A 24,329-nucleotide genomic window follows, 5' to 3' on the forward strand; every position below is an offset into this window, starting at 1 on the left:
CGCAAGGCGGTTCAGGCACGCGGGCGTAGGGCCGCGAACTCGTCGGTGACCCGGATGCCCGAGTCGGTGTAGCGGTACACGGCGGCCGGTCGCCCGCCCGCGCGGCCGGGGGCGCGCGTCTTGCCAGTGGGGGTTATCACATCACGGCGGGTGAGCACGCGCTGCAGGTTGGTCGTGTCGACGTCGTAACCCAGTGCTGCGCAATAGATTTCGCGCAGTGTCGACATGGTGAAATCGGCGGGAGCCAGTGCGAAGGCGATATTGGTGTACGAGAGTTTGGCCGCGAGGCGGGTGCGGGCGTGCTCGACGACGATGCCGTGGTCGAAGGACATGGCAGGCAGCGCGGAGACCGGATGCCACGCGGTATCGCCGGGGAGTTCCGGCTCGGCGGTGAGCGGGACGAGGCCCAGATAGGCCGACGCGATGCGCCGCGGTCCCGGGACGCGGTCCGGCGCGCTGAAGACCGAGAGTTGCTCGAGGTGTGCCAGCTCGCGCACGTCGACCTTCTCGGCGAGCTGGCGGCGCGCGGAGGTGTCGAGGTCCTCGTCATCGCGCAACCGACCGCCCGGTAGCGACCAGGTGCCCTTCTGTGGGTCGAGCGCGCGCTCCCAGAGCAGTACCGCCAATTCGGGGCGCTGGGTGCGTTGCAATGTCTGCGCCGCCGGGGAGGAAATGTTCTTACCTGCGGTGATGTCGGCGGGGAAGCGGCGAACCTGGAACACCGCGGTGAGCGTTTCGTGGATGGTGCTACTATGGGGCACGTTTTCGATTATAAGTCGAAAACCTGGTTTGGTGCGAATCGGCGCTGTCGCCGACCGCACGAGGAAGGGAGCCATCATGGCGACTTCGGCTACGAAGCAGGCGCCCCCGCTATCGGGGCAGGTGTTCGACGGGCCCGGCGGATACACGGGCGTCGAGGCGACCCCCGAGTGGGCGAACGAGGTCAAGCGACTCGCCCGCGAACGCAACGCGACGATCCTGGCGCACAACTACCAGCTGCCGGAGATCCAGGATGTGGCCGACCATGTGGGCGATTCGCTCGCCCTGTCCCGCATCGCGGCGGACGCCCCCGAGGACACCATCGTGTTCTGCGGCGTGCATTTCATGGCGGAGACGGCGAAGATCCTCAGCCCGGACAAGACCGTCCTCATCCCCGACCAGCGGGCGGGCTGCTCGCTGGCCGACTCCATCACCGCCGCCGAATTGCGGGCCTGGAAGGCCGAATTCCCGGACGCGGTGGTCGTGTCGTATGTCAACACCACCGCGGAGGTGAAGGCGCTCACCGACATCTGCTGCACCTCGTCCAACGCGGTGGACGTCGTCGCGTCCATCGATCCGGATCGCGAGGTGCTGTTCCTGCCCGACCAATTCCTGGGCGCGCACGTCAAACGGGTCACCGGCCGGGAGAATATGCACATCTGGGCGGGCGAATGCCATGTGCACGCGGGCATCAACGGCGACGAACTCACCGAGCAGGCGCGCACCCACCCCGGTGCCGAACTGTTCGTCCACCCCGAATGTGGTTGCGCCACTTCGGCGCTGTACCTGGCGGGGGAGGGCGCGTTCCCTGCCGACCGGGTGCACATCCTCTCGACCGGCGGCATGATCGACGCCGCCAAGGCCGCCAAATCGAATCAGGTGCTGGTGGCCACCGAGATCGGCATGCTGCACCAGCTGCGAAAGGCCGCGCCCGGCATCGACTTCCAGGCCGTCAACGACCGGGCCTCGTGCAAATACATGAAGATGATCACCCCGGCCGCGCTGCTGCGCTGCCTGGCCGAGGGGCGCGACGAGGTGCACGTCGATCCGGAAACCGCTGCGCGCGGCCGTGATTCGGTGCTGCGGATGATCGCGATCGGCAATCCCGGTGGTGGTGAGTGAGATATGGATATCGGGACGATCGCCTGGGAGGCCGAGGCGGATCTGGTGGTGGTCGGCGGCGGCGTCGCCGGCCTCACCGCCGCCCGCACGGCATCGCTGCGCGGCCTGCGGGTGCTCACGCTCAGCAAGGGCGGGCCGAACGACACCTCGACCCAATACGCCCAGGGTGGGATCGCGGTCGTTGCGCCGCACGGGGATTCGGTGGACTCGCATCTGCAGGACACCATGGAGGCCGGGGCCGGGCTCTGTGATGTCGATGCGGTGCGGTCCGTCGTCTCCGGCGGACGCGACGCCGTCGCGGCGCTCACCGATCTGGGCGCCGTCTTCGATCTCGGCCGGGACGGCCGGATTTCGCGCACCCGCGAGGGTGGGCACAGTGCGCGGCGCATCATTCACGCCGGCGGTGACGCCACCGGCGCGGAGGTGCAGCGCGCGCTGAACGCGGCCGGGCTGCCCGTGCTGTTCGGCGCGGCGGTCTGCGAGATCGTCACCGGTGCCGACGGAGTGTGTGGCGTTATCGCGGTGTCCGACAAGGGTTTCGGATTGGTGCACGCCCCCGCGGTGCTGCTGGCCACCGGAGGTCTCGGACAGTTGTACGCGCTGAGCACCAACCCGCCGGGCGCCACCGCCGACGGCATCGCGCTGGCACTGCGGGCCGGGGCGGCCGTCGCCGATCTCGAGTTCCTGCAATTCCATCCGACCGTGCTGTACACGCCGGGCGGGCTGGGCCGACGGCCGCTGATCAGCGAGGCGGTGCGCGGCGAGGGCGCGGTGCTGGTCGACGCCAACGGCGATTCGGTCACCGCGGGTGTGCATCCGCGCGGTGATCTGGCGCCGCGTGACGTGGTGTCGCGAGCCATCGCCGCCCGCATGCGGCTGCTCGGCGTCGACCACGTGTATCTGGACGGGCGCGCGATCGACGGTTTCGCACAACGCTTTCCGACGATCACCGCATCCTGTCTGGCGGCGGGCATCGATCCGAGCGTCGATATGATCCCGATCGCACCGGCCGCGCACTACCAGTGCGGCGGCGTGCTCACCGATACGGACGGACGCACCGAGGTGCCCGGCCTCTACGCCGCCGGTGAGGTGGCACGCACCGGCTTGCACGGCGCGAATCGCCTGGGCTCCAACAGTTTGCTCGAGGGTCTGGTGGTCGGCGAGCGTGCGGGCGCCGCGGCGGCCGAACGGCGCGGGATTCGCGCGCGAGTGACCGAAATCACCTGCACCGCAGGGGATTACGTCGACCGTGCGGACCTGCAGCAGCTGATGAGCTCGCATGCCGCCGTGGTGCGCGAAGGCGACGGGCTCGCGGTGGCGCTCAAGGCCATCGACGCCGCCGCGCGGCCCACCCTCACCCGGCCGGACGACGATGCGGCACACCAGATTTCGGCACTGGAGGACGCCGCGCTCACTCTCACCGCGCGCGCCCTGCTCACCGCGGCGACGGTACGCACCGAAAGCCGCGGCTGCCACACCCGATCCGACTATCCCGGCCGCGAGGATTGGCTGCGCCAGAGCCTGCCCATCCGGCTGACCCGCGAGGGTCGCCCGCAGCTCGCCGCCGCCCGGCCGCCCGCGAAGCCATAGGAGTGCCCCATGACCCTCGATCCGAATATCGACCGCGACGAGGTGCTGCGGCTGATCCGCACCGCACTCGACGAGGACCTGCGCTATGGGCCCGATATCACCACTGCCGCAACGGTTCCCGCCGACGCGGTGGTCAAGGCGGCGGTGGTGCCCCGGCAGCCGGGGACCGTCGCCGGGCTCGATGTCGGGCTGCTGGTGCTCGACGAGGTGATCGGCGCGGGCGAGTACGAGATCACCGACCGCGTTCCCGACGGAACCCGGGTGCGGCCCGGTGAATCGGTGCTCGGGCTCGTCGCGCCGACCCGCGGGTTGCTGACCGCCGAGCGCACCATGCTCAACCTGGTGTGTCACCTGTCCGGCATCGCCACCGCCACTGCCGCCTGGGTGGACGCGGTGGCGGGCACCGGCTGCGCGATCCGCGACAGCCGGAAAACGTTGCCCGGCTTGCGTTCCCTGCAGAAGTACGCGGTGCGGGTCGGCGGCGGCGTCAACCACCGGATGGGGCTCGGCGATGCCGCGCTCATCAAGGACAACCACGTCGTCGCGGCCGGTTCGGTGGTCGCCGCGCTGCGCGCGGTGCGCGAACTGGCGCCGAATCTGCCCTGTGAGGTCGAGGTGGACAGCCTCGAACAACTGGACGCGGTGCTCGCCGAGAACGTGGAACTCGTTCTGCTGGACAACTTTCCGCTCTGGCAGACGCAGGCGGCCGTGCAGCGGCGCAACGCGGTCGCACCCGCGACGAAGCTGGAATCGTCGGGCGGGCTGACCCTGGAATCGGCCGCCGACTACGCCCGCACCGGCGTCGACTATTTCGCCGTCGGCGCGCTCACCCATTCGGTGCGCGTGCTGGATCTCGGTTTGGATATGTAGCACAGCTGGCCGCCTTCGCTGAGAAGTGAAGGCGGCCAGCATGTTTCGTGCTTGTTAGCTGTAGAAGTAGTACCAGCCCGCGCCCTCGGGCTGGTTGGTGAGGTATCGGCAGGTGTAAGCGATGCCGGGGTCGCCGCCGTGGTTGGAGTGGTTCATATCCTCCGCCGTCTGGCACTGCCCCTGGCTCGGTTGCGGTCCGTGCCATGATCCGGCCGCGGCCGCTGTGGCCGCGGTGCCGACCCATATGCCGGACACCATGAGCGCACCGGCGACGATTTTCTTGAACACGGTGAAGCCTCCTTCGATCGAGATCACTGCGGCAACGCTATCGATCTCGACCGGGAGAATCCGTGGTCCTGACAAACAGTGGCAGTAGCTATGGCAGTCTCTGCCTGAAGGGATTTCGCAGATGAGCACCCGCTATGACCGAACCGGCCGCACGTATTCGCGGACCCGCCAACCGGATCCGCGCATCGCCGCCGTGCTCGATGCCGCATTGGACGGTATGGCCTCGGTCGCGAATATCGGCGCGGGCACCGGATCGTACGAACCCGCGACCACGGTGGTCGCGGTCGAGCCGAGTTCGGTGATGATCGCCCAGCGCGGGCCCGGCCTGGCCCCCGCGATCCAGTCGGTGGCCGAAAACCTGCCCATACCAACCGATTCCGTCGACGCGGCGCTGGCGATCCTGACCGTGCACCACTGGTCCGATCTCGCGGGCGGCCTGGCCGAACTGCGCCGGATCGCGCGCCGCCGGATCGTGCTGCTCACCTGGGATCACACCGTCACCCGCGAATTCTGGCTGCTGCGCGAATATCTGCCCGCCGCGGCGGAAACCGATGCGGCCCTTGCCGTTCCGGTGCCGGAGCTGGTCGCGCTGCTTGGCGATGCGACGGTCACGCCGGTCCCGGTTCCGCACGACTGCCTGGACGGGTTCGCCTGCGCGTACTGGCGTCGCCCCGAGGCGTACCTCGACGAGACCGTCCGCGCCGGTGCGTCCATGTTCGCGCTCACTCCAGAATCGCGGATGCGAGACGGCCTGGCGGCCCTGCGCGCGGATCTCGACTCCGGCGTCTGGGCCGCCCGGCACGCCGATCTGCTCGACGCGCAGACCCTCGACCTCGGCTACCGCCTGATCACCGTGGATCTCTGATTCCCTGCCCCGGTATGCGGGACCTACGTCAGGTGTGGACCGGTGCGGGCGATCAGTGGGTCGCGTCGGGCGCGCTGGCGATATCCGCGCTGGCCGCGTCGAAACTCGTTGTCGCACCGCGGTGGACCGGTGCTGCGCATGAGGCGCTGCGGATCGCGACCCTGGTCGTGCTGATCCTGTGCGTGGCCTGATACCTGGTGCTGCTGGTCGCCGAGGTGGCCCGCCCGCGCAACCGCTACGACATTCGCCGCTGGGCCACCGTGTTCCCGCTCGGGATGACCGCCGTGTCCACCCTGAATACCGGTGCGGCAGCGGGTATTCCGGCATTTTGGCCGATCGGCGATGTGCTGCTCGTCATCGCGGTCGGCGCCTGGCTGCTCACCTGCGCCGCACTCTGGAAAGCCCGCAGACCCGCGCGGTCGTGAAATCAGGCGGTGAGTTCCCGCTCCAGCGGGGTGCGGAAGCGCGGGATGGCGCGGATGTCGCCGTACCAGGCGGCCATTCGCTCGGCCTCGGCTTCGATCATCGTTTTCGCTTCGGCGCCGACATCTTCCAGCAGCCGGTAGACGATTTCGCCGTCGGGCCGCTGCGCCCAGCCGCCGACGATACGGCCGTCGGACCAGATGGTGGGGCCGACATTGCCGTTGCGGTCGAAGAGCTGCGGGCCGTGCGGGCCGAGGAACCAATCGCGGGATTGCCAGCCCATCGGCGTCGGGTCGAGGGCGGGCAGCAGCGCGACCCAGGGATCCGGCGGGGCGACCGGTTCCAGGTCGTCGGCCAGTAGCACCCCGGTGTCGCCGTCGAGATCGACTGTCGCCGTGTCGATTCCGGCGAGTGCCTGACGAACCTCGCCGAGCGTCCAGCCGGTCCACCATTTGATATCGGAGATCGGCGCCGGACCGAATGCGTCCAGCCACCGCCGGACCAGCTCGGTCCTTGCCTCCGCCGCGCCGAGCCGCGCAACCCCTTGCGGCAGCCATGATTCGATCGGCGCCCAGGTGTATTGGCTGCTGGCCCAGGTGCCGTTGGGTCTGCCGCGCACGATGCGGCCCTCGACGCCGAGGATGACCAGCACCCAGGTGGTAATGCTCGTCGGGCGCGAATAAGCCTTGCCCGGTGCGGTATTCACCTGCGTGCGCAGCCGCGGCACGTCCTTGCTCAGCTGGGCGCCGGTCGCCGAGCCGCGGGCCAGCAGCGCCTGATGGGTCTCCGCCTCGACCTCGGCCAGCCAGGCGGAAATATCGCCGCTGACGACACCCGCCTCCGCGAGGTAGCGCCCGTATACCCGGCGTTGCTTGTCCGCCAACGCATTCGCGCACGAGGCCTGCAGCACCGGCACCGAATCCGTCGGGACGACGAACATGGTGCGCCGCATGGCGAGCATGCGCAGCAGCGTGCGGTCGTCGTAGAGCGCCTTCTCGACGTGGCCCGGTTCGAGCGCGCGGCTGCGCGCGGCGACCGACAGGTGCACGGTGGCCGGGTCGGTGGCGTGCAGCGCGACCAGCGATGCGGCGATATCGGTCACCGAGTCGGTCCTGGTCGCGGCGGTGAGCCGGTGCCGGATGGCCAGCCGGGCGCGGCGCTCGGCCGCATCAATCGAACGCATAGGCGAATCGTAGTCAGTCGGCGGGTTCCCAGGCGCGAATCAAATCCAGCAGGCCCGGAAATCGTGCGTCGAGATCCTCGATGCGCACCCGGCTGCGCCGTTCCAGGCCGTACTGCTGCTGCCTGGTGACGCCCGCCTCGCGCAACACCTTGAAGTGGTGCGTCATGGTGGATTTCGGCCGGTCGATGCCGAACCAGCCGCAGGTGCGGTCGGCGTCGGGAGATTCGAGCAGCAGGCGCCGCACCATGGCCATCCGCAGCGGATCGCTCAGCGCGCCCATGATGTGTTCGAGCCGCAGGTCGGCGCGCGCGGGCTCGGGCAGCGGGCGGCCGGCCGTGCGGTCCTGGGCGGCGGTGGCGGGCATCGCGTCTCCTGAATTCGTGAACTTCTTGTACGACTTCTATCGTACAAGGTGCTACAGTTCGAATCCTGTCGTACTAGTACGAGAAAATTCGAACTTGTGGAGGATGGAATGACGACGACCCTGGCCCGCCCGTCCGCGGTGGACCTGCCGGCCCGGCGCGGCCTGATCTGGCTGTCCGCGTGGCCGGTGCTCGCGGTGTTCGTGCTGTCCAATGCGGCGACCCCGCTGTACGTCGTGTGGCAGCGCGATATGGGTTTCTCCTCCGGTGTGCTGACCGCGATCTTCGCCTGCTACATCGTCGGCCTGCTCGGCGCGCTGCTGGTGGCGGGCGTGCTTTCGGACCGGATCGGCCGTAAACCGGTGCTGCTGCCCGCGATCGGTCTCGCGGTCCTGGCCTGCGTGCTGTTCGCCACCGCGAATTCCGTTGCGGTATTGGCGCTTGCGCGACTGCTGACCGGCATAGCGGTGGGCGCGACGGTGTCGGCGGGTATGGCCGCGGTGACCGATGTCGGCGGTCCGGCGCGCAAACCGCTTGCCGCACTTGCCGCCTCCTCGGCGATGGTGCTCGGCGCCGGCTCCGGCCCACTGCTCGCCGGGCTGTTCTCGCAGCGGCTGCCGTGGCCGACCACGACCGTCTTCCTGTTCGAAATTGCGCTGCTGATCTCGGCTTTCGCGGTGGTTGCCCGGCTGCCGCTGGCGAAGGGGGCCGGTGGGCGCGGCGCCTGGATCCGCATTCCCGCAGTGCCCGCGCAGGGGCGCACGCCCGTGCTGCTCGGTATCGCGGTGTTCGCGCCGGGCATCACCGCGACCTCCTTCGTCCTCTCCCTCGGCCCATCGGTGCTGGCGCGTCTCGGGGTCGCCGATCGAGTGGTCGCGGGCGCGCTGGCCTTCGTGATGTTCCTGGGCGCCACCGGAATTCAGTTCGCGGTACGGCGCTTCCCGGTGCGCGTCATCCTGCTCGGCGGCGCGGCGGCCGCGGTGGCCGCGATGGCCGCGCTGGTGCTCGCGCTGCAGGCGGGCTCGGTGGCGCTGTTCGCGGTGGCGGCCGTGCTCGCGGGCGTCGGGCAGGGGATGGGACAGCTGGGCGGGCTGACCGCGATCAGTGCCGCGGTGCCGGGGGACCGGCTGGCCGAGGCGAACGCGGCGCAGAACATCGGCGGATACGTGCCGGCCGCAGCGCTGCCGCTGGCGACCGGATTCCTCGGTGACGCAATCGGTTTGCCCGCGGCCGCGACCGTCTTCGGCGGCGTGGTCGGCGTCGCGGCGCTGGCGGGCGCCGGTTTCGTCGCGACGCGCCGGTCGAAATGACCCGATGATTATTCGCGCCGGTGGCGGGCCTGTCTTCGATCTGCCATGCTTCCCGATACATCCGATGAATCGGGCTGGCCGCGGCTAGGAGCGTGACGAAATGCGGTGCAGATCAGTGATATTCGTCGAGCGGCGAGTGGGAATCCGATGAGCACGACGGAATTCGGCTGCCCCTATGGCACGGCGCCCTATGTGAGCTATTCCCAACTGGATGCCCTGCACGAAATGCAGCATCCCACCACCGATTCCCCGCTGGAGATGCAGTTCATCCTGATCACCCAGGTGAAGGAGCTGCTGTTCCGGATGGCATACGTCGATCTGGACGAGGCACGGAATCGGTTGCGCGCCAACGATTGTGCGCAGGCCTGCCGCGCGTTGGCGAGGGTGAGCCGGGTGCAGCGGGTGCTCCAGTCGTCCTGGGATTACCTCAACGGCATGTCGGCATCCGAATTCCTCGGATTCCGGCATGTGCTCGGCAGCGCCTCCGGCAACCAGTCGTTCATGTACCGCGCGCTGGAATTCATCCTGGGTAATAAGGACGACGAAAGTCTGGCCTACATCCGGCAATTCGGCCCATTGGCGCCGATACTCGCCCGCGAGGTCGCCGAACCGAGCCTGGACGACGAGGTGATCGCCTACCTGGGCCGGACATTCGGCGCACTGCCGACACCGAGCCGGCCGGCGCTCGAGCCCGCGGTGGAGGAGGTCTGGCTGGCGGTCTACCGGGACCCGAACCGCTACCCGGAGCAGTATGCGCTGGCCGAGGCGCTGCTGGAGGTGGCATACCAGTTCGCGCACTGGCGCTCGACCCACCTGCTCGTGGTCGAGCGCATGCTCGGCGCCAAACCCGGCACCGGGGGCACCGCGGGGCTCGACTGGCTGCGCCGGATCCGCGACCACCGCTTCTTCCCCGAGCTCTGGGCGGTCCGAACCCGGATGTGACCGCGCGCCGGAACAACGGCCGCGGCATCCGCGGTTGACTCGATGGACGGCGACGATAGGGGAGATATGAGCACACCCGGCTACCACTGGAGCGGTGCGGAGGTGGATCTCGACGCGTACCTGGCCCGGATCGGCTACACCGGTGAGCGTCTGCCGACCGTGCGCACCCTGCGCGAACTACACCGCAGGCACACCACGACGATCCCGTTCGAGAATTTCGAGATCATCCTCGGCCGCGGTATCCCGCTGGACCTGGAGACGGTGCAGGACAAGCTGATCCGCCGCCGCCGGGGCGGTTACTGCTACGAGCACGTCACGCTGTTCGCGGCCGTGCTGGAGCGGCTCGGCTTCGGCGTCACCGGATTCGTCGGCCGGGTGGTCATGGGGGCGCTCGGCGCACCGCGCCCGGCCACCCACGCGCTGTTGCGGGTCACCACCGCCGACGACGACCGGATCTGGCTGTGCGACGTCGGATTCGGCTCCGGGCCGCTGGAGCCGTATCAGCTCTGCGACGATATCCGCGAATTCCGCTCGGGCGATTGGCGGTTCCGGCTGGAATTGACGAAAGGCGAACTGGGCGAAGACTTTTGGTTGCTGCACCAATTCGGGGAGGACGGCTGGATCGTGCGCTATACGTTCACCACCACGCCGCAGTACCCGATCGATTACGCGGTCGGCAACCATTATGTGTCCACCTCGCCGCGCTCGCCGTTCACCACCCGGCCATACGCGCAGCGCTTCCACCCCGACCGGCATGTCGTCGTCGACGGCACCACCCTGACAACCCGATTCCCGGACGGCAGCGCCGAATCGACGACCATCGACCCCGCCGACCTGCCGAAAATCGTGAACGAGTTGTTCGATATCGAACTCGACGCGACCGATGTCGCCGCATTGACGCAGCGCTGGCTGATCCCAAAATGAGGGAATAATGATCGCGGGCGCCGGACGCCCCGTGGGTATGGTCGAGCGCGTGCGCAACCGTATTCGCATCGTGACCGTATTCGCGGCCGCCGCGCTGGTGCTGCCCGGCTGTTCGTCGTCGGGGCCGGATCAGCCCAAGACCGTCGCCCAGCAGTTCGCCGACGCGCTGACCCGCGACGACGTCGCGGGCGCTGCGGCGCTCACCGACGATCCGAAGACCGCGGCGGGCGTGCTCGGCCCGCTCTACGACGGCCTCGGTAAAGATGTGAAATTCGAGGTCCGCGAGATCGGGAAGGATGGCGCGTTCACGTTGTCGGCCGCCTGGAAGCTCGGGCAGGACGGCAAGCAGCAGTGGACATACACCACCTCGGGCGCCGCCGCCGACAAGAACGGCTGGAAGGTGCGCTGGAATCCGGTCACCGTCGCGCCCGGACTCGACCAGGGGCCGCTGAGCTACGGCCCGGCCTATCCCGCGAAGCCCGCGCGCGTCCTCGATTCCGCCGGCGGTGAACTGCTGTCCCAGCAGGTGGTCACCCTGGTGAATGTGGCGCCGGGCACCGACACCGCGGCCGTCGCCGCACTGCTCGCGCCGATCTCCTCGGATGTCACCGCGGCCTCGGTGCAGTCGGATATCGCTGGGGCGCAAGGGAAACCGGCCACCGTGATCACGCTCAGGGAATCGGATATCGGACCGATCCGGGACCGGCTCGCGGCCATCCAGGGCGTCACCCTGGCACCGCAGACCCGGTTGTTGCCCGATAAATCGGTGGCCTCGCAGACGCTGTCCGGACTGTCCGATCTGTGGCAGCAGGAGATGAACGCCGCCGCGGGCTGGGCGGTGCGCGCGAAAACCGCCGACGGCAGCACCGTTCGCATCGCGGGCGCGGACGCCCAACCGACGCCCGACATCACCACCACGCTGGACAGCGGTCTACAGCGGGCCGCCAAGGCCGCGCTCGCGTCGATCGACCAGCCCGCCGCGATCGTCGCGCTGCAACCATCCACCGGAAATGTGCTGGCCATGGCGCAGAACGCGGCGGCGGACGACAAGGGCCCGATCGCGCTGACCGGGCTCTACCCGCCGGGTTCGACATTCAAGACGATCACCGTATCGGCCGCACTGCAGGCGGGCATCGTGACACCGAATTCCACCGTCGGCTGCCCCGGCAAGGCGAATATCGAGGGCCGCACCATCCCGAACGACAACAACTTCGATTTGGGACAGGTCCCGCTGCACACCGCGTTCGCCCGCTCGTGCAATACGACCATGGGCAAGCTGGCCGTGCAGCTGCCGCCGGACGGTCTCACCAAAGCGGCCGCTCAGTTGGGTCTCGGCATCGACTACGTCACGCCGGGCCTCACCACCGTCACCGGCAAGGTGCCGACCGCCGACACCGCCGCCCAGCGTGTCGAGGCCGGAATCGGTCAAGGCCAGGTGACGGCGACACCCTTCGGGATGGCGTTGGTCGCCGCGTCCATCGCGCGCGGCTCGGTGCCGACGCCGACAGTGGTGGCCGGGCAGCCGGGTAAGCCGGACCGCGCACCGGCGCCGCTGCCCGCGAACATTCCCGAACAGATCAAGCCGATGATGCGCGAAACCGTCACCGACGGCACCGCCACCGCATTGCGGGATATCCCAGGGATTTTGGGGAAGACCGGCACCGCCGAGTACATCGATGACAAGCACGCGCACGGCTGGTTCGTCGGGATCGACGGCGATCTCGCCTTCGCCGTCTTCATCAGCGACGCCGGATCGTCGACTCCGGCGGTGGCCGCCGCTGGGCGAATGTTGCGTGCGCCACGCTAGAAAACGCGCCACGCCGGATCCGGCGTGGAGGATGCGCTGAGGCCCGCTACACTCGTTCGCGGACCACGCATGTGGTCAACACGCGGGATGTCACGATTTCGAGAAGGTTCGGAGTAGGCGCCATCGATACCGGTCAGTTGATCGCGGAGCATTACCGCCTGGTCGAGCGGATTGGTAGCGGCGGCACAGGCGTTGTTTGGCGTGCCGTCGACGAACGCCTGCAGCGCTCGGTGGCGGTCAAGCAGATCCACGTCAAAGCCAGTCTCCCCGAGGGGGAGCGCGACGTGTTGCGCCAGCGGGCCATCCGCGAGGCGCGCAACGCGGCGCGATTCCAGCATCCGAACGCCATCGTGGTGTTCGACATCACCGAGCACGACGGCGATCCGTGCCTGGTCATGGAGTACCTCAAGTCGCGCAGCCTGGCCATGGTGCTATCCGCCCAGGGCACGCTGCCGCTCACCCAGGTCGGCCGGATCGGCGAACAGGTCGCCTCGGCGCTCATCGCCGCCCATCAGGCGGGCATCGTGCACCGCGACGTGAAGCCGGGCAATGTGCTGCTCGACGATCACGGCACGGTCAAGATCACCGACTTCGGCATCTCCAGGGCCACCGGCGATGTCACGCTCACCGAGACCGGCCTGATCTGCGGCACCGCCGCCTATCTCGCGCCGGAATGTGCGCGCGGCGCCGATCCGAGCCCGGCCTCCGACGTGTTCTCGTTGGGCGCCACGCTGTTTCACGCGCTCGAGGGCGAACCGCCCTACGGCGCCAACGCCAATCCGCTCGCCGTGCTGTACGCGGCCGCCAACGGTCAGGTCACCGAGCCCAGGAATGCCGGTCCCGCAACGGATTTCCTGCTGCAGCTGCTCAGCCCGGAACCGCAGGATCGGCCGACCATGCGGGCCGCCCGCGACTATCTGGCCGCACTCGCCGACGCGGGCCCGGTGCCCGCCGCGGCCGGATTCGTGCCCGCCAGTGAGGCATTCACGCGCCAGCTGCCCGGCGCGGCGCACGGCGCCACCCGCACCCTGCGCCCCTCCGCCGCGGCGAACAACGGCCAGACCGAACGGATTTCGCGTCCGCTACCCGTCGCGCCACCTCGCCCGCCGCGACGCAACGGCACCGCGCACCCGAACACCGCGACGCACCCCCAGGCCGCGTCCCACCCCAAAACCCAAACCCACCACCGCCCCGCACCCGCCCCCAAATCGGGCGGCAAGCGCAAGGCGGTACTGATCGGCTCGCTGGTCGGCGCCGTCGTCGCGGCGATCGCCATCGCGGTCGCGTCGCTGAACAGCGGCGGCGGTAGCACGCCGACCGTGCAGGCCGGAGTGCCCGCCACCTCGGCAGGCGGTTCGGTCAGCCCGACCACCAAGGCCGCCGTCGGCGATACCAAGAGCGTCGGTTCGGCGGATACGCGGCAGGCGATCGACGACACCAAGCGCTTCTACGACACGTTGACCGAATCCGATCCCAGTAACGCCTGGAATCAGCTGACGCCCGCCGCCCAACAGGTTTACGGCAGCCAGCAGGCATTCCTGACGTACTGGAAGCAGAACCAGGTGAACACCTTCAACACCATCACGCCGGTGAACAGCAGCGGCAGTACCAATTCCGATGGTTCGGTGGAGATCCGGGTCGCCAGCGTGACCTACGAAAACGGGCAGACCAAGTCCGTGGTGCTGCGATTCGTCAAGGCGAGTAACGGCAAGTTGCTCATCGACACCGACACCCGCGTCTGACGATCACCTGGCTCGCCGCGTTGTCGGTCAGCGGTGACGCGTAGGTGCCGTCGAGGACAGCGGAGGCGACGAGCCAACGGGCGACGCGGATCAGCTGTTCGGGCGGACACCTGCTGATCGATAACGACACCCGCTGGCCCGATGGGCTGCGCGGGCGTATCGCCGCGCTTCCTCGAGCGTCGGCTTATCCGTCGGATGTACCGCGGATTCGTAACTCATTGTGCGGCACTCGGATTCCGGTCCAGTCGGCGGTGTGGGCCGTGGTTTCGGTGAGGGTGGTCAGTAGGTGCAGGGCGGTTTCGGTGGCGGAACCGGGTTCGGTGGTGTGCATGATGAGCGCCTGGTCGGGATCGTCTGGGAGGCGCAGGGTTTCGTAGCCGAGGTCGAGTCGGCCGACCACCGGGTGGCGGTAGGTGTAGCGGCCGTGCGTCTTGTCCTTGAGTTCGTGTCTGGCCCACAGGGTGCGGAACTCGGGGAGCGGTCGCTCAATTCCTCGATGAGCGAAGCGATTCCGGCGTCGCCCGGATTGCGGGCCGAATCGAGGCGCAGATATGCGACCACGTCGGCGGCCTTCGCGGGCCAGTCCTCGTACAGCTCACGCATCCCCTCGTCCAAGAAGACGAGTCTGGCCAGATTGCGTTCACGCGGTGGCAGCGCGCCGAAATCGGTGATGATCGCGGCCGCCAACGCATTCCAGGCCAGCACGTTCGTGCCGCGGCCGACGATATAGGCGGGGACGTCGGCGGCCGTGTCGAGCAAACGGCGCAGCCCGGGCCGCACCCGCTGTTCGGACTCGGGTTCGGCGCCGGACCACGGCCGGGCCAGACGGTAGAAGTGTTCGCGCTCAGTGGGATTCAAGCGCAGCGCCTGCGCCACCGCGTCCAGCACCGATTCGGAGAAATGCATGGTGCGGCCCTGTTCCAGCCGCACATAGTGGTCGACGCTCACCCCGGCCAGCATCGCCAGTTCCTCCCGGCGCAGACCCGGCACCCGGCGGCGGGCCCCGTGTTCGGGCAGGCCGACCTCCTTCGGGCTCAGGCGAGCCCGACGGGACCGCAGGAATTCCCCCAATTCGGCGCGACGATCCAAACTCATGATCACCAGTATCCGGGAGCCGCCGATCCGGATCCTGGTCGTGCCGTGCCCAGGCTTACGCGGCGCTGTTCACCACGCTCGAGAGCGCCGAATGTAGTGATCACCGCCGGAACGGTTCCGGCAGATAGGGAGCTGTCACCAATGACCCTGCACGTCGTCGCCGAATTCCGCGCCGCAACCGGCCAGGAGGACCGCCTGCGCACCGCGTTGGAGGCCATGATCGAACCGACGCTGTCCGAGGCGGGTTGCCTGGCGTACCAGCCATATATCGATCCCAATGACGCGGCGCACATGGTTCTCGTCGAGGAATGGACGAGCGAGGCGGCGCTGGACGAACATTTCGCCACCGCACATTTCGCCCATGTGGCGGAGGTGCTGGAGCGGATCCTCGCCGAACCGTTCGTGCTCAGGAAGCTGGTCGCGGCCTGATGGCGACGGGGTCGTCCGTGGTGCGGGCGGCCCCGTCGACATACCCTCGTTGCCATGGAAACCCCGGCGGTCGAGCAGGATATCCACGACATCGCCATGTCACTGCCCGAGGTGACTCGGCTGACCCATGCGGGGGATCTGCCGGTATATCAGGTGAAGCGGAAGTCGTTCGTATTCTTTCGCGGTGCGCGGCCGGACGCGGTCGATCCGGAGACCGGTGAGCGGCTGACGGACGTCGTGTGTTTCTTCGTACCGGATGAACACGAGAAGCGGGCGTTGGTGGACGGAGACGGTCCGTTTTTCACGACACCGCATTTCGACGGGCATGCGTCGGTGTTGGTGCGGTTGTCCGAGTTACATCGGATCAGCCGGGACGAACTATCCGAAATCATCACCGATGGATGGTTGTGCCGTGCGCCGAAACGATTGGCGGCGCGCTGGCTGGCCGAGCATTCCGGAGAATAATTTCGGTACAGGTCCCGCAATCGTTGTCGGCTCGAAGATCTTGGTCCCGGGCCTCCGGACGGCGGTATATGAAGAAATCGGCTGTCGCGAAGTCGGACTTTCCGGTTCGCCCGAAGAAGATGCTCGTCTCCAGGCCGGATCGCCAGCGGTTTTCCGGGTCGTTCGACGTGGCAAGTTCGGCCCATCGGTCGAGACGGCGACGTTCAACGAACGCACCGTCCACCACCCGCACCGGATAACCCCTGGCACCCGCCCGATACTCTGGTACCGGAACCGAGCGGCAAAAACCGACCGTTCGGCGTCGTAACGCCAGTAGACAAGGATCGTGGACCACATGACATCCCGCATCGAGCTCGCCCGCGTCGATCTGCGCGGTCGCACTCCCTCCGTTGCCGAGCTGCGCGCCGCGCTGCCGCGCGGGGGAGTCGACGTCGACTCGGTGCTGCATCAGGTGCGTCCGGTGGTGGAGGCGGTGCGTGAGCGCGGCGCGGCCGCGGCGCTGGAGTTCGGCGAGCGGTTCGACGGGGTGGTCCCGCCCTCGGTGCGGGTGCCCGCGGCGGAGCTGGAAGCGGCGCTGACGCAACTGGATCCGGCGGTGCGCGCGGCGCTGGAGGAGTCGATCGCGCGGGCCCGCAAAGTGCACGCGGATCAGCGCCGCACCGATAAGACCACCGAGGTGGTGCCGGGCGGCACGGTGACCGAGCGCTGGGTGCCGGTGGAACGCGTCGGGCTGTATGTGCCGGGCGGTAACGCCGTGTACCCGTCGAGCGTGGTGATGAACGTGGTGCCCGCGCAGACCGCTGGCGTCGGCTCGCTGGTGGTGGCCTCGCCGCCGCAGGCGCAATTCGGCGGGCTGCCGCATCCGACGATTCTGGCGGCCGCGCGGTTGCTCGGCGTCGAGGAGGTCTGGGCGGTGGGCGGCGCGCAGGCCGTCGCGCTGCTGTCCTACGGCGGCGTCGACACCGACGGGACGCAGTTGGAGCCGGTGGATCTGATCACCGGGCCCGGCAATATCTATGTCACCGCGGCCAAGCGGCTGTGCCGCGGGCTGGTCGGCATCGATGCCGAGGCAGGCCCCACCGAGATCGCGATTCTGGCCGACGCCACCGCCGATCCGGTGCACGTCGCGGCCGACCTGATCAGCCAGGCCGAACACGATGTGCTGGCCGCCAGCGTATTGGTCACCGACAGCGCGGAATTGGCGGATGCGGTCGATGCCGCGCTGAATATCCAACTGGCCGTGGTCAAGCACGCGCACCGGGTGCGAGAGGCGTTGTCCGGCAAACAGTCCGGCACCGTGCTGGTGGACGATATCGAGCAGGGGCTGCGCGTGGTGAACGCCTACGCGGCCGAACACCTGGAGATCCAGACCGCCGATGCGGCGGCCGTCGCGGCCCGGGTGCGCAGTGCCGGTGCGGTTTTCGTCGGCGCGTACGCGCCGGTGAGCCTGGGCGACTACTGCGCGGGCTCCAACCACGTGCTGCCCACCGCCGGATGTGCCAGGCACTCTTCGGGTTTGAGCGTGCAGACCTTCCTGCGCGGCATCCACGTCGTCGAATACACCGAGGCGGCGCTGAAAGATGTTGCCGGGCATGTGGTCGCGCTCGCGAACGCGGAAGATCTGCCCGCGCACGGCCAGGCCGTGACCGCGCGATTCGAGGCCCTCGCATGACACTCACCGTTCCCGGCTCGGGCATCACGCTCGACGACCTACCGCTGCGCGACAACCTGCGCGGCAAAAAGCCGTACGGCGCACCGCAATTGACGGTTCCGGTGCAGTTGAACACCAACGAGAATCCGCACCCGCCGAGCCGGGCGCTCATCGACGACGTCGCCGAATCCATCCGGACCGCCGCCGCCGACCTGCACCGCTATCCGGATCGCGACGCCGTCGCGCTGCGCACCGACCTGGCCGCGTACCTCACCCGCCAGACCGGCGTCACCTTGGACGCGGCCAATGTCTGGGCGGCCAACGGCTCCAACGAGATTCTGCAGCAGCTGCTGCAGGCATTCGGCGGGACCGGCCGCAGTGCACTGGGTTTCGTGCCGTCGTATTCGATGCACCCGATCATTTCCGAGGGCATCGACACCGAATGGATCGAGGCCGAGCGCGGCGCCGACTTCTCCCTCGACATCGACTACGCGGTGGCCGTCATCGCCGAACGCCGCCCCGATGTGGTGTTCGTCACCAGCCCGAACAATCCGACGGGCCACAGCATTTCGCTGGACGAACTGGAACGGATCCTCGCGGCCGCGCCCGGCATCGTCATCGTCGACGAGGCATATGCCGAATTCTCCGGTGTGCCGAGCGCCATCGGCCTGATCGATCGCTATCCGGCCAAGCTGGTGGTCACCCGCACCATGAGCAAGGCGTTCGCCTTCGCCGGCGGACGGCTCGGCTATCTGGCCGCCGCGCCCGCCGTGATCGATGCGCTGCTGCTGGTGCGGTTGCCCTATCACCTGTCGGTGGTCACCCAGGCCGCCGCCAGGGCCGCGCTGCGGCACGCCGACGAAACCCTCGCCAGCGTCGCGGAATTGGCGCGGCAGCGGGACCGGGTGGCGGAAGCGTTGCGCGCCTTGGGTTTCGAGGTGATTCCGAGTGATGCGAACTTCCTGCTGTTCGGCCGCTTCACCGATGCGGCGCAGGCGTGGCAGCACTACCTGGACGGCGGCGTGCTGATCCGCGACGTCGGCATTCCCGGCTTTCTGCGCGCCACCATCGGGCTGGCCGCGGAGAACGACGAATTCCTGCGGGTGAGCGGCACACTCGCCGCCACCGACCTGACCGTTCGATGAATCCGCCTGTGGAGGAATAGATATGAGCCGTACCGCGCGGGTGGAGCGCGTCACCAAGGAATCGAATATCGTCGTCGAACTGGACCTCGACGGCACCGGGCGCACCGAGATCGCCACCGGCGTCCCGTTCTACGACCACATGCTGACCGCGCTCGGCGCGCACGCGAGCTTCGATCTCACGGTGCGAGCCGAGGGCGATATCGATATCGAGGCGCACCACACGGTGGAGGACACCGCCATCGTGCTCGGGCAGGCGCTCGGACAGGCGTTGGGGGACAAGAGCGGTATCCGCCGCTTCGGCGACGCGTACATCCCGATGGACGAGACCTTGGCGCATGCGGTGGTCGACGTCTCCGGACGTCCCTACTGCGTGCACACCGGCGAACCGGATCACCTGCTGCACGCGGTGATCCCCGGATCCGGGCCCGGCGCACCGTATTCCACGGTGCTCAACCGCCACGTCTTCGAATCGATCGCGTTGAACGCGCGCATCGCCCTGCATGTGCGCGTGCTGTACGGCCGCGACCAGCACCACGTCACCGAGGCCGAATTCAAGGCGGTGGCAAGGGCTTTGCGTGCCGCGGTGGAACTCGACCCGCGAGTCAGCGGTATCCCGTCGACGAAGGGCGCACTGTGACAACGAAATCCGTCGTCCTGCTCGACTACGGTTCGGGCAATCTGCACTCGGCCGAGCGCGCGCTGGTCCGGGCGGGCGCTCAGGTCGAGGTCACCGCGGACGCGACCGCGGCCCTGGCCGCCGACGGCCTGGTGGTACCCGGCGTCGGCGCCTACGCGGCCTGCATGGCCGGACTGCGAAAAGTGCGGGGCGAGCGCATCATCGGTCAGCGCCTGGCCGGTGGGCGTCCGGTGCTCGGTATCTGCGTCGGCATGCAGATCCTGTTCGAACGCGGCGTCGAATTCGGGGTGGAAACCGAGGGCTGTGCCGAATGGCCCGGCGTGGTGGAGCGCCTCTCCGCCCCGGTGCTGCCGCATATGGGCTGGAATACGGTGTCCGCGCCGTCCGACAGCGTCCTGTTCGCCGGACTCCCCGCCGACACCCGCTTCTATTTCGTGCACTCCTACGCCGCCCAAACCTGGGACCTCCCACCCAGCGAACACTTCGCCAACCCCAAACTCACCTGGACCGAACACGGCGTCCCGTTCCTCGCCGCCGTCGAAAACGGAGCCCTCTCCGCCACCCAATTCCACCCGGAGAAATCCGGCAACGCCGGAGCCCAGTTGCTGCGCAATTGGATCGAATCGATCTGAGCCGCCCCGCTACGATCTGATCCCGCGCGGATTCGCCATGACCTGTCTTGATTGCGGGTAACACCAACAACCTTCTTGATACATTGGTGCGCATGGAGATCGCGCAGGAGGGTGCGGCGGGCAGGCTGCGCGCGCTGCCCACTCGGCTGGTGAATCAGGTTGCCATCGTGGCGAATCGGGCGACCGACCGGGCGCTGGACGCCACCGGTTCGCGGCGGTACCACTACGCGATCCTGGCCACGCTCGGTGAATTCGGACCGGCCAGCCAGGCCGATCTCGGCAGGCACACCCGCATCGATCGCAGCGATGTGGTGGCCGTGCTGAACGATCTGGCCGTGCGCGGCTATATCGAACGCAGCCCGGACCCGACCGACCGCCGCCGCAATATCGTCACCATCACTCGGGCGGGCACGGAGCACCTGACCGAGATGGATCAGCATCTGCAGGGCGCGCAGGACGAACTGCTCGCCGCGCTGAACCAGGAGGAGCGCGCCCAACTCGTCCGGCTGCTGGTCCGCATCCTCGATGATCATTCCCGCGGCTGAGTTCGATTCCGCCGTGATCACGGTCCGCGAGCTCCTGATCTTCACCCGGCGGCCCGCATCCGGCATTTCCGCAGGCCGGAGGTGGGACGCGCGAGGCGGCCGACTAAGCTGAACAGTCGTGAGTCTTGTGCTGCTACCGGCTGTCGATGTCGCCAATGGAGAGGCCGTGCGCCTCGTGCAAGGGGAGGCGGGTAGCGAAACCAGCTACGGCTCCCCGCGCGAAGCCGCGCTGGCCTGGCAGGAAGCCGGCGCCGAATGGGTGCATCTGGTGGACCTGGACGCGGCGTTCGGTCGCGGCTCGAACCGGGATCTGCTGGCCGAGGTGGTCGGCGAACTCGACGTCAAGGTCGAACTGTCCGGCGGTATCCGGGACGACGAAACGTTGAAGGCCGCGCTGGCCACCGGCTGCGCCAGGGTGAACCTCGGCACCGCGGCGCTGGAGGATCCGCAGTGGTGCGCCCGCGCCATCGGCGAGTACGGCGAGCGCATCGCGGTCGGGCTCGATGTGCGCATCGTGGACGGTGAGCACCGACTGCGCGGCCGCGGCTGGGTCAGCGACGGCGGCGACCTGTGGGAGGTGCTCGAACGCCTGGAGCGCGACGGCTGCTCGCGGTACGTGGTCACCGACGTCACCAAGGACGGCACCCTGACCGGTCCGAACCTGGACCTGCTGCGCGAGGTGTGCGCGGCCACCGACGCGCCGGTCATCGCCTCGGGCGGCGTCTCGACGATCGCCGACCTGGTCGCGATCGCCGAGCTGGTGCCCGACGGCGTCGAGGGCTCGATCGTCGGAAAAGCCTTGTACGCGGGCCGTTTCACGCTGCCCGATGCGCTGGCCGCGGTGCGCTGAACGTCGATGACTGCGGCTTCCGAACTACCGGCGCTGCTCGCCGTCGCGAGCGAAGTCCTCGACGCGGTGCGCCCGCGTTTCCTCGAGGGTGTCGGCGCACCTAGCGCGGTGACCAAGGGCCGCAACGACTTCGCCACCGAATTCGATCTGGAGTTGGAGCGCACCGTCTCCGAGGAACTGGCCCGGCGCACCGGAATCGAGGTGCACGGTGAGGAATTCGGCGGGCCGCAGCTCACCGCGGGCACCGCGTGGGTGCTCGACCCGATCGACGGAACCTTCAATTACTCACAGGGACACCCGCTTTCGGGCATGCTGCTGGCGCTGGTGCGCGACGGCGAACCGGTGCTCGGGCTGACCTGGCTGCCCATGCTCGACCGCAGATACGCCGCGGTGCGCGGCGGTCCGGTGCTGCTGGACGGGCAGGCGCTGCCGCCGCTGCCGCGCGGCAAACTGGCCGAGGCGATGATCGGATTCGGCACCTTCAACGTCGATTCCAAGGGCCGCATCCCCGGACAGTTCCGCTTCGACCTGCTCGGCCCGCTGAGCAGGCTGTCCTCCCGAGTGCGCATGCACGGGTCGACCGGAATCGATCTGGCCTTCACCGCGTCCGGAGTGCTCGGTGGCGCAGTCGTTTTCGGCCATCACCCGTGGGATAACGCCGCCGGTGTCGCGCTGGTGCGGGCCGCGGGCGGCGTTGTCACCGACCTGTCCGGTGAGCCGTGGACCATCACCTCCGGTTCGGTGCTCGCCGCCGCGCCCGGGGTGCACGAAGAACTGCTCGAGCTGATCTGCACGGTCGCAGAGGAAGATTTGAGGAACGACGAATGACACCGCCGCGTGAATGTCAGGCCCGGAGGCGGCAGCTTGCGTAACCACGGAGGGACCATGAACGCGGCAAATCAAACACTGGCAGTGCGGGTGATTCCGTGCCTCGACGTCGACGCGGGCCGGGTGGTCAAGGGCGTCAACTTCGAAAACCTCCGTGACGCGGGCGATCCCGTGGAACTGGCGGCCGCCTACGACGCGCAGGGCGCCGACGAGCTGACCTTCCTCGACGTCACCGCGTCCACCGGCGACCGGGGCACCATGATCGATGTGGTGACCCGTACGGCGGAACAGATTTTCATTCCGCTCACCGTCGGCGGCGGCGTGCGCACGGTCGAGGATGTGGACCGGCTGCTGCGCGCGGGCGCGGACAAGGTTTCGGTGAATACCGCCGCGATCGCCAGGCCCGAGGTTTTGCGCGAGATGTCGGAGCGGTTCGGCTCGCAGTGCATCGTGCTCTCGGTGGACGCGCGCACGGTGCCCGACGGGCAGCCCGATACGCCGTCGGGCTGGGAGGTCACCACGCACGGCGGTAAGCGCGGTACCGGGATCGATGCAGTCGAATGGGCCGTGCGCGGTGCGGAATTGGGTGTCGGCGAGATCCTGCTGAACTCGATGGACGCCGACGGCACCAAGGCGGGTTTCGATCTGCCGATGATCCGCGCCGTGCGCGCCGCGGTGACGGTGCCGGTGATCGCGAGCGGCGGCGCGGGCGCGGTCGAACATTTCGCGCCCGCCGTGCACGCGGGTGCCGACGCGGTGCTGGCGGCGAGCGTCTTCCACTTCGGCGATATGACGATCGGTGAGGTGAAGAACGCGATGCGCGCGGAGGGCATAGTCGTCCGCTAGCGGGAATCGGCCCGGCGGGAATGTCATCGGATCGACGCGGTTACATCAGGGATGACCATCGGAATCGCGTTGTCCCCCTTCACCCTCAACAACTCCGATAACGCCGTCGACGCCGCCGTCGCATTCGGGCGGGAGGCCGTCGCCGCCGGACTGAGCTCGGTTTGGTTCGGTCAGTTGTTCGGCCAGGACAGCATCGCGGTGGCCGGTACCGTCGGTCGTGAGCTGCCCGAGCTGGAGGTGGGTACCTCGGTGGTGCCGATCGGGGGACGGCATCCGCTCGTCGTCGCGGGCCAGGCGCAGACCGCGCAGGCCACCGCGCACGGCCGGTTCACCCTCGGCGTCGGAACCGGCGGGCGGGCCGCGGCCGAATCGGCCTTCGGCATCACATTCGATCGCCCGATCGCCTACCTGCGCGAATTCCTGACCGCGCTGCAACAGCTGCTGGAGACCGGCACCGCCGACCTGCACGGCGAAATCCTCACCGCCGCACCGCCTTTCCCGGCCGATGTGGCGGGCGCGCGGCCGCGGGTTCCGGTGCTGGTCGCCGCGATGGGACCGCAGGCGTTGCGTGTCGCCGGTGAACTCGCCGACGGCACCCTGCCGTATCTGATCGGTCCACAGGTGCTGGCGAAGCATATCGTCGAACCGATCAATGCCGCCGCCGAGCGGGCGGGCCGTCCCCGGCCGCGCATCGCCGTCATGGTCACCGCCGTGGTGACCTCGGATGTCGAGGCGGCCCGCGCACAGGCCGAGCAGTCCATGGCCTTCTACGACGAGGTCCCGTCCTACCGGCGGGTGATCGAATTGTCCGGCGTGCGGCGCGCCGCGGAGCTCGCGGTGATCGGTGACGAGGAAACCGTCGCGGCGCGCATCGCGGAATTCTTCGACGCGGGCGCCACCGACGTCATCGTCGCCAGCACCGACCTGAATGGTGATGCCGACCGGTTGCGGACTTGGCGACTGCTCGGCGAACTGAACAGCAAACCTCGGGCATAGTCCGTGCGGCGTTGTTGTTATAA

Annotated in this window: 26 protein-coding genes and 1 pseudogene; 22 read left to right on the plus strand and 5 right to left on the minus strand. The window is 68.5% G+C overall.

Going from position 1 to position 24,329, the window contains the following annotated elements; all coding sequences use genetic code 11:
• Positions 1–11: 11 nt before the first annotated feature.
• The gene (locus F5544_RS15935; protein WP_167473918.1) at positions 12–761 is read right to left on the minus strand and encodes an NUDIX hydrolase; all 750 of its coding nucleotides are present in this window, start codon (positions 759–761) and stop codon (positions 12–14) included.
• Between the two features lie 76 nt (positions 762–837).
• Here F5544_RS15935 and nadA point away from each other — a divergent pair, with 76 nt between their 5' ends.
• From nadA to nadC, 3 genes are read left to right on the plus strand one after another with little or no spacing between them, the layout of a single operon-like run.
• Complete coding sequence (gene nadA / locus F5544_RS15940; protein ID WP_167473919.1) at positions 838–1,881, plus strand: quinolinate synthase NadA; 1,044 nt, start codon at positions 838–840, stop codon at positions 1,879–1,881.
• A 3-nt stretch (positions 1,882–1,884) separates the two neighbouring features.
• A complete protein-coding gene (locus F5544_RS15945) occupies positions 1,885–3,471 on the plus strand; it encodes an L-aspartate oxidase (RefSeq protein WP_167473920.1) in 1,587 nt (528 codons plus the stop codon).
• Between the two features lie 9 nt (positions 3,472–3,480).
• Complete coding sequence (gene nadC, locus F5544_RS15950; protein ID WP_167473921.1) at positions 3,481–4,341, plus strand: carboxylating nicotinate-nucleotide diphosphorylase; 861 nt, start codon at positions 3,481–3,483, stop codon at positions 4,339–4,341.
• Positions 4,342–4,395: 54 nt separating this feature from the next.
• Here nadC and F5544_RS15955 read toward each other — a convergent pair whose 3' ends face one another.
• Positions 4,396–4,629, minus strand: a complete 234-nt coding sequence (locus tag F5544_RS15955) for a hypothetical protein (RefSeq protein WP_167473922.1) — start codon at positions 4,627–4,629, stop codon at positions 4,396–4,398.
• Positions 4,630–4,750: 121 nt separating this feature from the next.
• Between F5544_RS15955 and F5544_RS15960 the strand changes: the two genes are divergently transcribed.
• Genes F5544_RS15960 through F5544_RS45975 form a run of 3 tightly spaced genes read left to right on the plus strand, consistent with a single transcriptional unit; the run spans position 4,751 to position 5,919 of the window.
• The gene (locus F5544_RS15960; RefSeq protein WP_167473923.1) at positions 4,751–5,494 is read left to right on the plus strand and encodes a class I SAM-dependent methyltransferase; all 744 of its coding nucleotides are present in this window, start codon (positions 4,751–4,753) and stop codon (positions 5,492–5,494) included.
• Positions 5,495–5,508: 14 nt separating this feature from the next.
• Entirely contained in the window at positions 5,509–5,685 is a 177-nt protein-coding gene (locus tag F5544_RS45970) for a hypothetical protein (RefSeq protein WP_203217570.1), read from the plus strand.
• Between the two features lie 6 nt (positions 5,686–5,691).
• Positions 5,692–5,919 carry a hypothetical protein gene (locus tag F5544_RS45975; RefSeq protein ID WP_203217571.1) on the plus strand — a complete coding sequence of 76 codons (228 nt, stop codon included), beginning with the start codon at positions 5,692–5,694 and terminating at the stop codon, positions 5,917–5,919.
• Between the two features lie 2 nt (positions 5,920–5,921).
• Here F5544_RS45975 and F5544_RS15970 read toward each other — a convergent pair whose 3' ends face one another.
• A complete protein-coding gene (locus F5544_RS15970; protein WP_167473924.1) occupies positions 5,922–7,100 on the minus strand; it encodes a winged helix DNA-binding domain-containing protein in 1,179 nt (392 codons plus the stop codon).
• 13 nt (positions 7,101–7,113) lie between these two features.
• Complete coding sequence (locus F5544_RS15975) at positions 7,114–7,464, minus strand: ArsR/SmtB family transcription factor (protein ID WP_167473925.1); 351 nt, start codon at positions 7,462–7,464, stop codon at positions 7,114–7,116.
• Positions 7,465–7,572: 108 nt separating this feature from the next.
• On the opposite strand from F5544_RS15975, the gene F5544_RS15980 reads away from it, so the two are divergent.
• The 5 genes from F5544_RS15980 to F5544_RS16000 all read left to right on the plus strand — a co-directional run bounded on the left by F5544_RS15980 (position 7,573) and on the right by F5544_RS16000 (position 14,187).
• Positions 7,573–8,772 carry an MFS transporter gene (locus F5544_RS15980; RefSeq protein WP_167473926.1) on the plus strand — a complete coding sequence of 400 codons (1,200 nt, stop codon included), beginning with the start codon at positions 7,573–7,575 and terminating at the stop codon, positions 8,770–8,772.
• A gap of 147 nt (positions 8,773–8,919) precedes the next feature.
• Positions 8,920–9,714 carry a tryptophan 2,3-dioxygenase gene (locus F5544_RS15985; protein ID WP_167473927.1) on the plus strand — a complete coding sequence of 265 codons (795 nt, stop codon included), beginning with the start codon at positions 8,920–8,922 and terminating at the stop codon, positions 9,712–9,714.
• A gap of 42 nt (positions 9,715–9,756) precedes the next feature.
• The gene (locus F5544_RS15990) at positions 9,757–10,638 is read left to right on the plus strand and encodes an arylamine N-acetyltransferase family protein (RefSeq protein ID WP_238847268.1); all 882 of its coding nucleotides are present in this window, start codon (positions 9,757–9,759) and stop codon (positions 10,636–10,638) included.
• A gap of 37 nt (positions 10,639–10,675) precedes the next feature.
• Positions 10,676–12,445, plus strand: coding sequence for a penicillin-binding transpeptidase domain-containing protein (locus F5544_RS15995; RefSeq protein WP_167479239.1), 1,770 nt, complete (start codon positions 10,676–10,678; stop codon positions 12,443–12,445).
• Positions 12,446–12,516: 71 nt separating this feature from the next.
• The gene (locus F5544_RS16000; protein WP_238847269.1) at positions 12,517–14,187 is read left to right on the plus strand and encodes a serine/threonine-protein kinase; all 1,671 of its coding nucleotides are present in this window, start codon (positions 12,517–12,519) and stop codon (positions 14,185–14,187) included.
• 184 nt (positions 14,188–14,371) lie between these two features.
• On the opposite strand, the pseudogene F5544_RS16005 reads toward F5544_RS16000, so the two are convergent.
• A pseudogene (locus tag F5544_RS16005) lies at positions 14,372–15,282 on the minus strand (helix-turn-helix transcriptional regulator).
• A gap of 141 nt (positions 15,283–15,423) precedes the next feature.
• On the opposite strand from F5544_RS16005, the gene F5544_RS16010 reads away from it, so the two are divergent.
• The 11 genes from F5544_RS16010 to F5544_RS16060 all read left to right on the plus strand — a co-directional run bounded on the left by F5544_RS16010 (position 15,424) and on the right by F5544_RS16060 (position 24,306).
• On the plus strand, positions 15,424–15,711 hold the full coding sequence (locus tag F5544_RS16010; RefSeq protein ID WP_167473928.1) for a putative quinol monooxygenase: 288 nt from the start codon (positions 15,424–15,426) through the stop codon (positions 15,709–15,711).
• 54 nt (positions 15,712–15,765) lie between these two features.
• Positions 15,766–16,176, plus strand: a complete 411-nt coding sequence (locus F5544_RS16015) for an MmcQ/YjbR family DNA-binding protein (RefSeq protein WP_167473929.1) — start codon at positions 15,766–15,768, stop codon at positions 16,174–16,176.
• 334 nt (positions 16,177–16,510) lie between these two features.
• A complete protein-coding gene (gene hisD, locus F5544_RS16020; RefSeq protein WP_167473930.1) occupies positions 16,511–17,848 on the plus strand; it encodes a histidinol dehydrogenase in 1,338 nt (445 codons plus the stop codon).
• Positions 17,845–18,972 (plus strand): histidinol-phosphate transaminase, encoded by a 1,128-nt coding sequence (locus F5544_RS16025; protein ID WP_167473931.1) that lies wholly within the window; start codon positions 17,845–17,847, stop codon positions 18,970–18,972. The genes hisD and F5544_RS16025 overlap by 4 nt, the downstream gene beginning before the upstream one ends.
• 22 nt (positions 18,973–18,994) lie before the next feature.
• Entirely contained in the window at positions 18,995–19,609 is a 615-nt protein-coding gene (hisB, locus tag F5544_RS16030; RefSeq protein WP_167473932.1) for an imidazoleglycerol-phosphate dehydratase HisB, read from the plus strand.
• Positions 19,606–20,241, plus strand: a complete 636-nt coding sequence (gene hisH / locus F5544_RS16035) for an imidazole glycerol phosphate synthase subunit HisH (RefSeq protein WP_167473933.1) — start codon at positions 19,606–19,608, stop codon at positions 20,239–20,241. The genes hisB and hisH overlap by 4 nt, the downstream gene beginning before the upstream one ends.
• A 92-nt stretch (positions 20,242–20,333) precedes the next feature.
• Positions 20,334–20,786 carry a MarR family winged helix-turn-helix transcriptional regulator gene (locus F5544_RS16040; RefSeq protein ID WP_167473934.1) on the plus strand — a complete coding sequence of 151 codons (453 nt, stop codon included), beginning with the start codon at positions 20,334–20,336 and terminating at the stop codon, positions 20,784–20,786.
• Between the two features lie 118 nt (positions 20,787–20,904).
• A complete protein-coding gene (gene priA / locus F5544_RS16045) occupies positions 20,905–21,636 on the plus strand; it encodes a bifunctional 1-(5-phosphoribosyl)-5-((5-phosphoribosylamino)methylideneamino)imidazole-4-carboxamide isomerase/phosphoribosylanthranilate isomerase PriA (RefSeq protein WP_167473935.1) in 732 nt (243 codons plus the stop codon).
• A 6-nt stretch (positions 21,637–21,642) separates the two neighbouring features.
• Positions 21,643–22,464 carry an inositol monophosphatase family protein gene (locus F5544_RS16050; RefSeq protein ID WP_167473936.1) on the plus strand — a complete coding sequence of 274 codons (822 nt, stop codon included), beginning with the start codon at positions 21,643–21,645 and terminating at the stop codon, positions 22,462–22,464.
• A 57-nt stretch (positions 22,465–22,521) separates the two neighbouring features.
• Complete coding sequence (gene hisF / locus F5544_RS16055) at positions 22,522–23,310, plus strand: imidazole glycerol phosphate synthase subunit HisF (protein WP_167473937.1); 789 nt, start codon at positions 22,522–22,524, stop codon at positions 23,308–23,310.
• Positions 23,311–23,361: 51 nt separating this feature from the next.
• The gene (locus F5544_RS16060; RefSeq protein WP_167473938.1) at positions 23,362–24,306 is read left to right on the plus strand and encodes a TIGR03564 family F420-dependent LLM class oxidoreductase; all 945 of its coding nucleotides are present in this window, start codon (positions 23,362–23,364) and stop codon (positions 24,304–24,306) included.
• Positions 24,307–24,329: the final 23 nt, after the last annotated feature.

This window comes from Nocardia arthritidis (assembly GCF_011801145.1).
Lineage (GTDB): Bacteria > Actinomycetota > Actinomycetes > Mycobacteriales > Mycobacteriaceae > Nocardia > Nocardia arthritidis_A.

Bases quoted from the DNA above. Each gene is read 5' to 3' on its own strand.
- nadA (WP_167473919.1), top strand. From the start codon at position 838: ATGGCGACTTCGGCTACGAAGCAGGCGCCCCCGCTATCGGGGCAGGTG.
- F5544_RS15945 (WP_167473920.1), top strand. From the start codon at position 1,885: ATGGATATCGGGACGATCGCCTGGGAGGCCGAGGCGGATCTGGTGGTG.
- nadC (WP_167473921.1), top strand. From the start codon at position 3,481: ATGACCCTCGATCCGAATATCGACCGCGACGAGGTGCTGCGGCTGATC.
- F5544_RS15960 (WP_167473923.1), top strand. From the start codon at position 4,751: ATGAGCACCCGCTATGACCGAACCGGCCGCACGTATTCGCGGACCCGC.
- F5544_RS45970 (WP_203217570.1), top strand. From the start codon at position 5,509: ATGCGGGACCTACGTCAGGTGTGGACCGGTGCGGGCGATCAGTGGGTC.
- F5544_RS15970 (WP_167473924.1), bottom strand. From the start codon at position 7,100: ATGCGTTCGATTGATGCGGCCGAGCGCCGCGCCCGGCTGGCCATCCGG.
- F5544_RS15975 (WP_167473925.1), bottom strand. From the start codon at position 7,464: ATGCCCGCCACCGCCGCCCAGGACCGCACGGCCGGCCGCCCGCTGCCC.
- F5544_RS15980 (WP_167473926.1), top strand. From the start codon at position 7,573: ATGACGACGACCCTGGCCCGCCCGTCCGCGGTGGACCTGCCGGCCCGG.
- F5544_RS15985 (WP_167473927.1), top strand. From the start codon at position 8,920: ATGAGCACGACGGAATTCGGCTGCCCCTATGGCACGGCGCCCTATGTG.
- F5544_RS15990 (WP_238847268.1), top strand. From the start codon at position 9,757: ATGGACGGCGACGATAGGGGAGATATGAGCACACCCGGCTACCACTGG.
- F5544_RS15995 (WP_167479239.1), top strand. From the start codon at position 10,676: ATGGTCGAGCGCGTGCGCAACCGTATTCGCATCGTGACCGTATTCGCG.
- F5544_RS16010 (WP_167473928.1), top strand. From the start codon at position 15,424: ATGACCCTGCACGTCGTCGCCGAATTCCGCGCCGCAACCGGCCAGGAG.
- F5544_RS16015 (WP_167473929.1), top strand. From the start codon at position 15,766: ATGGAAACCCCGGCGGTCGAGCAGGATATCCACGACATCGCCATGTCA.
- hisD (WP_167473930.1), top strand. From the start codon at position 16,511: ATGACATCCCGCATCGAGCTCGCCCGCGTCGATCTGCGCGGTCGCACT.
- F5544_RS16025 (WP_167473931.1), top strand. From the start codon at position 17,845: ATGACACTCACCGTTCCCGGCTCGGGCATCACGCTCGACGACCTACCG.
- hisB (WP_167473932.1), top strand. From the start codon at position 18,995: ATGAGCCGTACCGCGCGGGTGGAGCGCGTCACCAAGGAATCGAATATC.
- F5544_RS16040 (WP_167473934.1), top strand. From the start codon at position 20,334: ATGGAGATCGCGCAGGAGGGTGCGGCGGGCAGGCTGCGCGCGCTGCCC.
- F5544_RS16050 (WP_167473936.1), top strand. From the start codon at position 21,643: ATGACTGCGGCTTCCGAACTACCGGCGCTGCTCGCCGTCGCGAGCGAA.
- hisF (WP_167473937.1), top strand. From the start codon at position 22,522: ATGAACGCGGCAAATCAAACACTGGCAGTGCGGGTGATTCCGTGCCTC.
- F5544_RS16060 (WP_167473938.1), top strand. From the start codon at position 23,362: ATGACCATCGGAATCGCGTTGTCCCCCTTCACCCTCAACAACTCCGAT.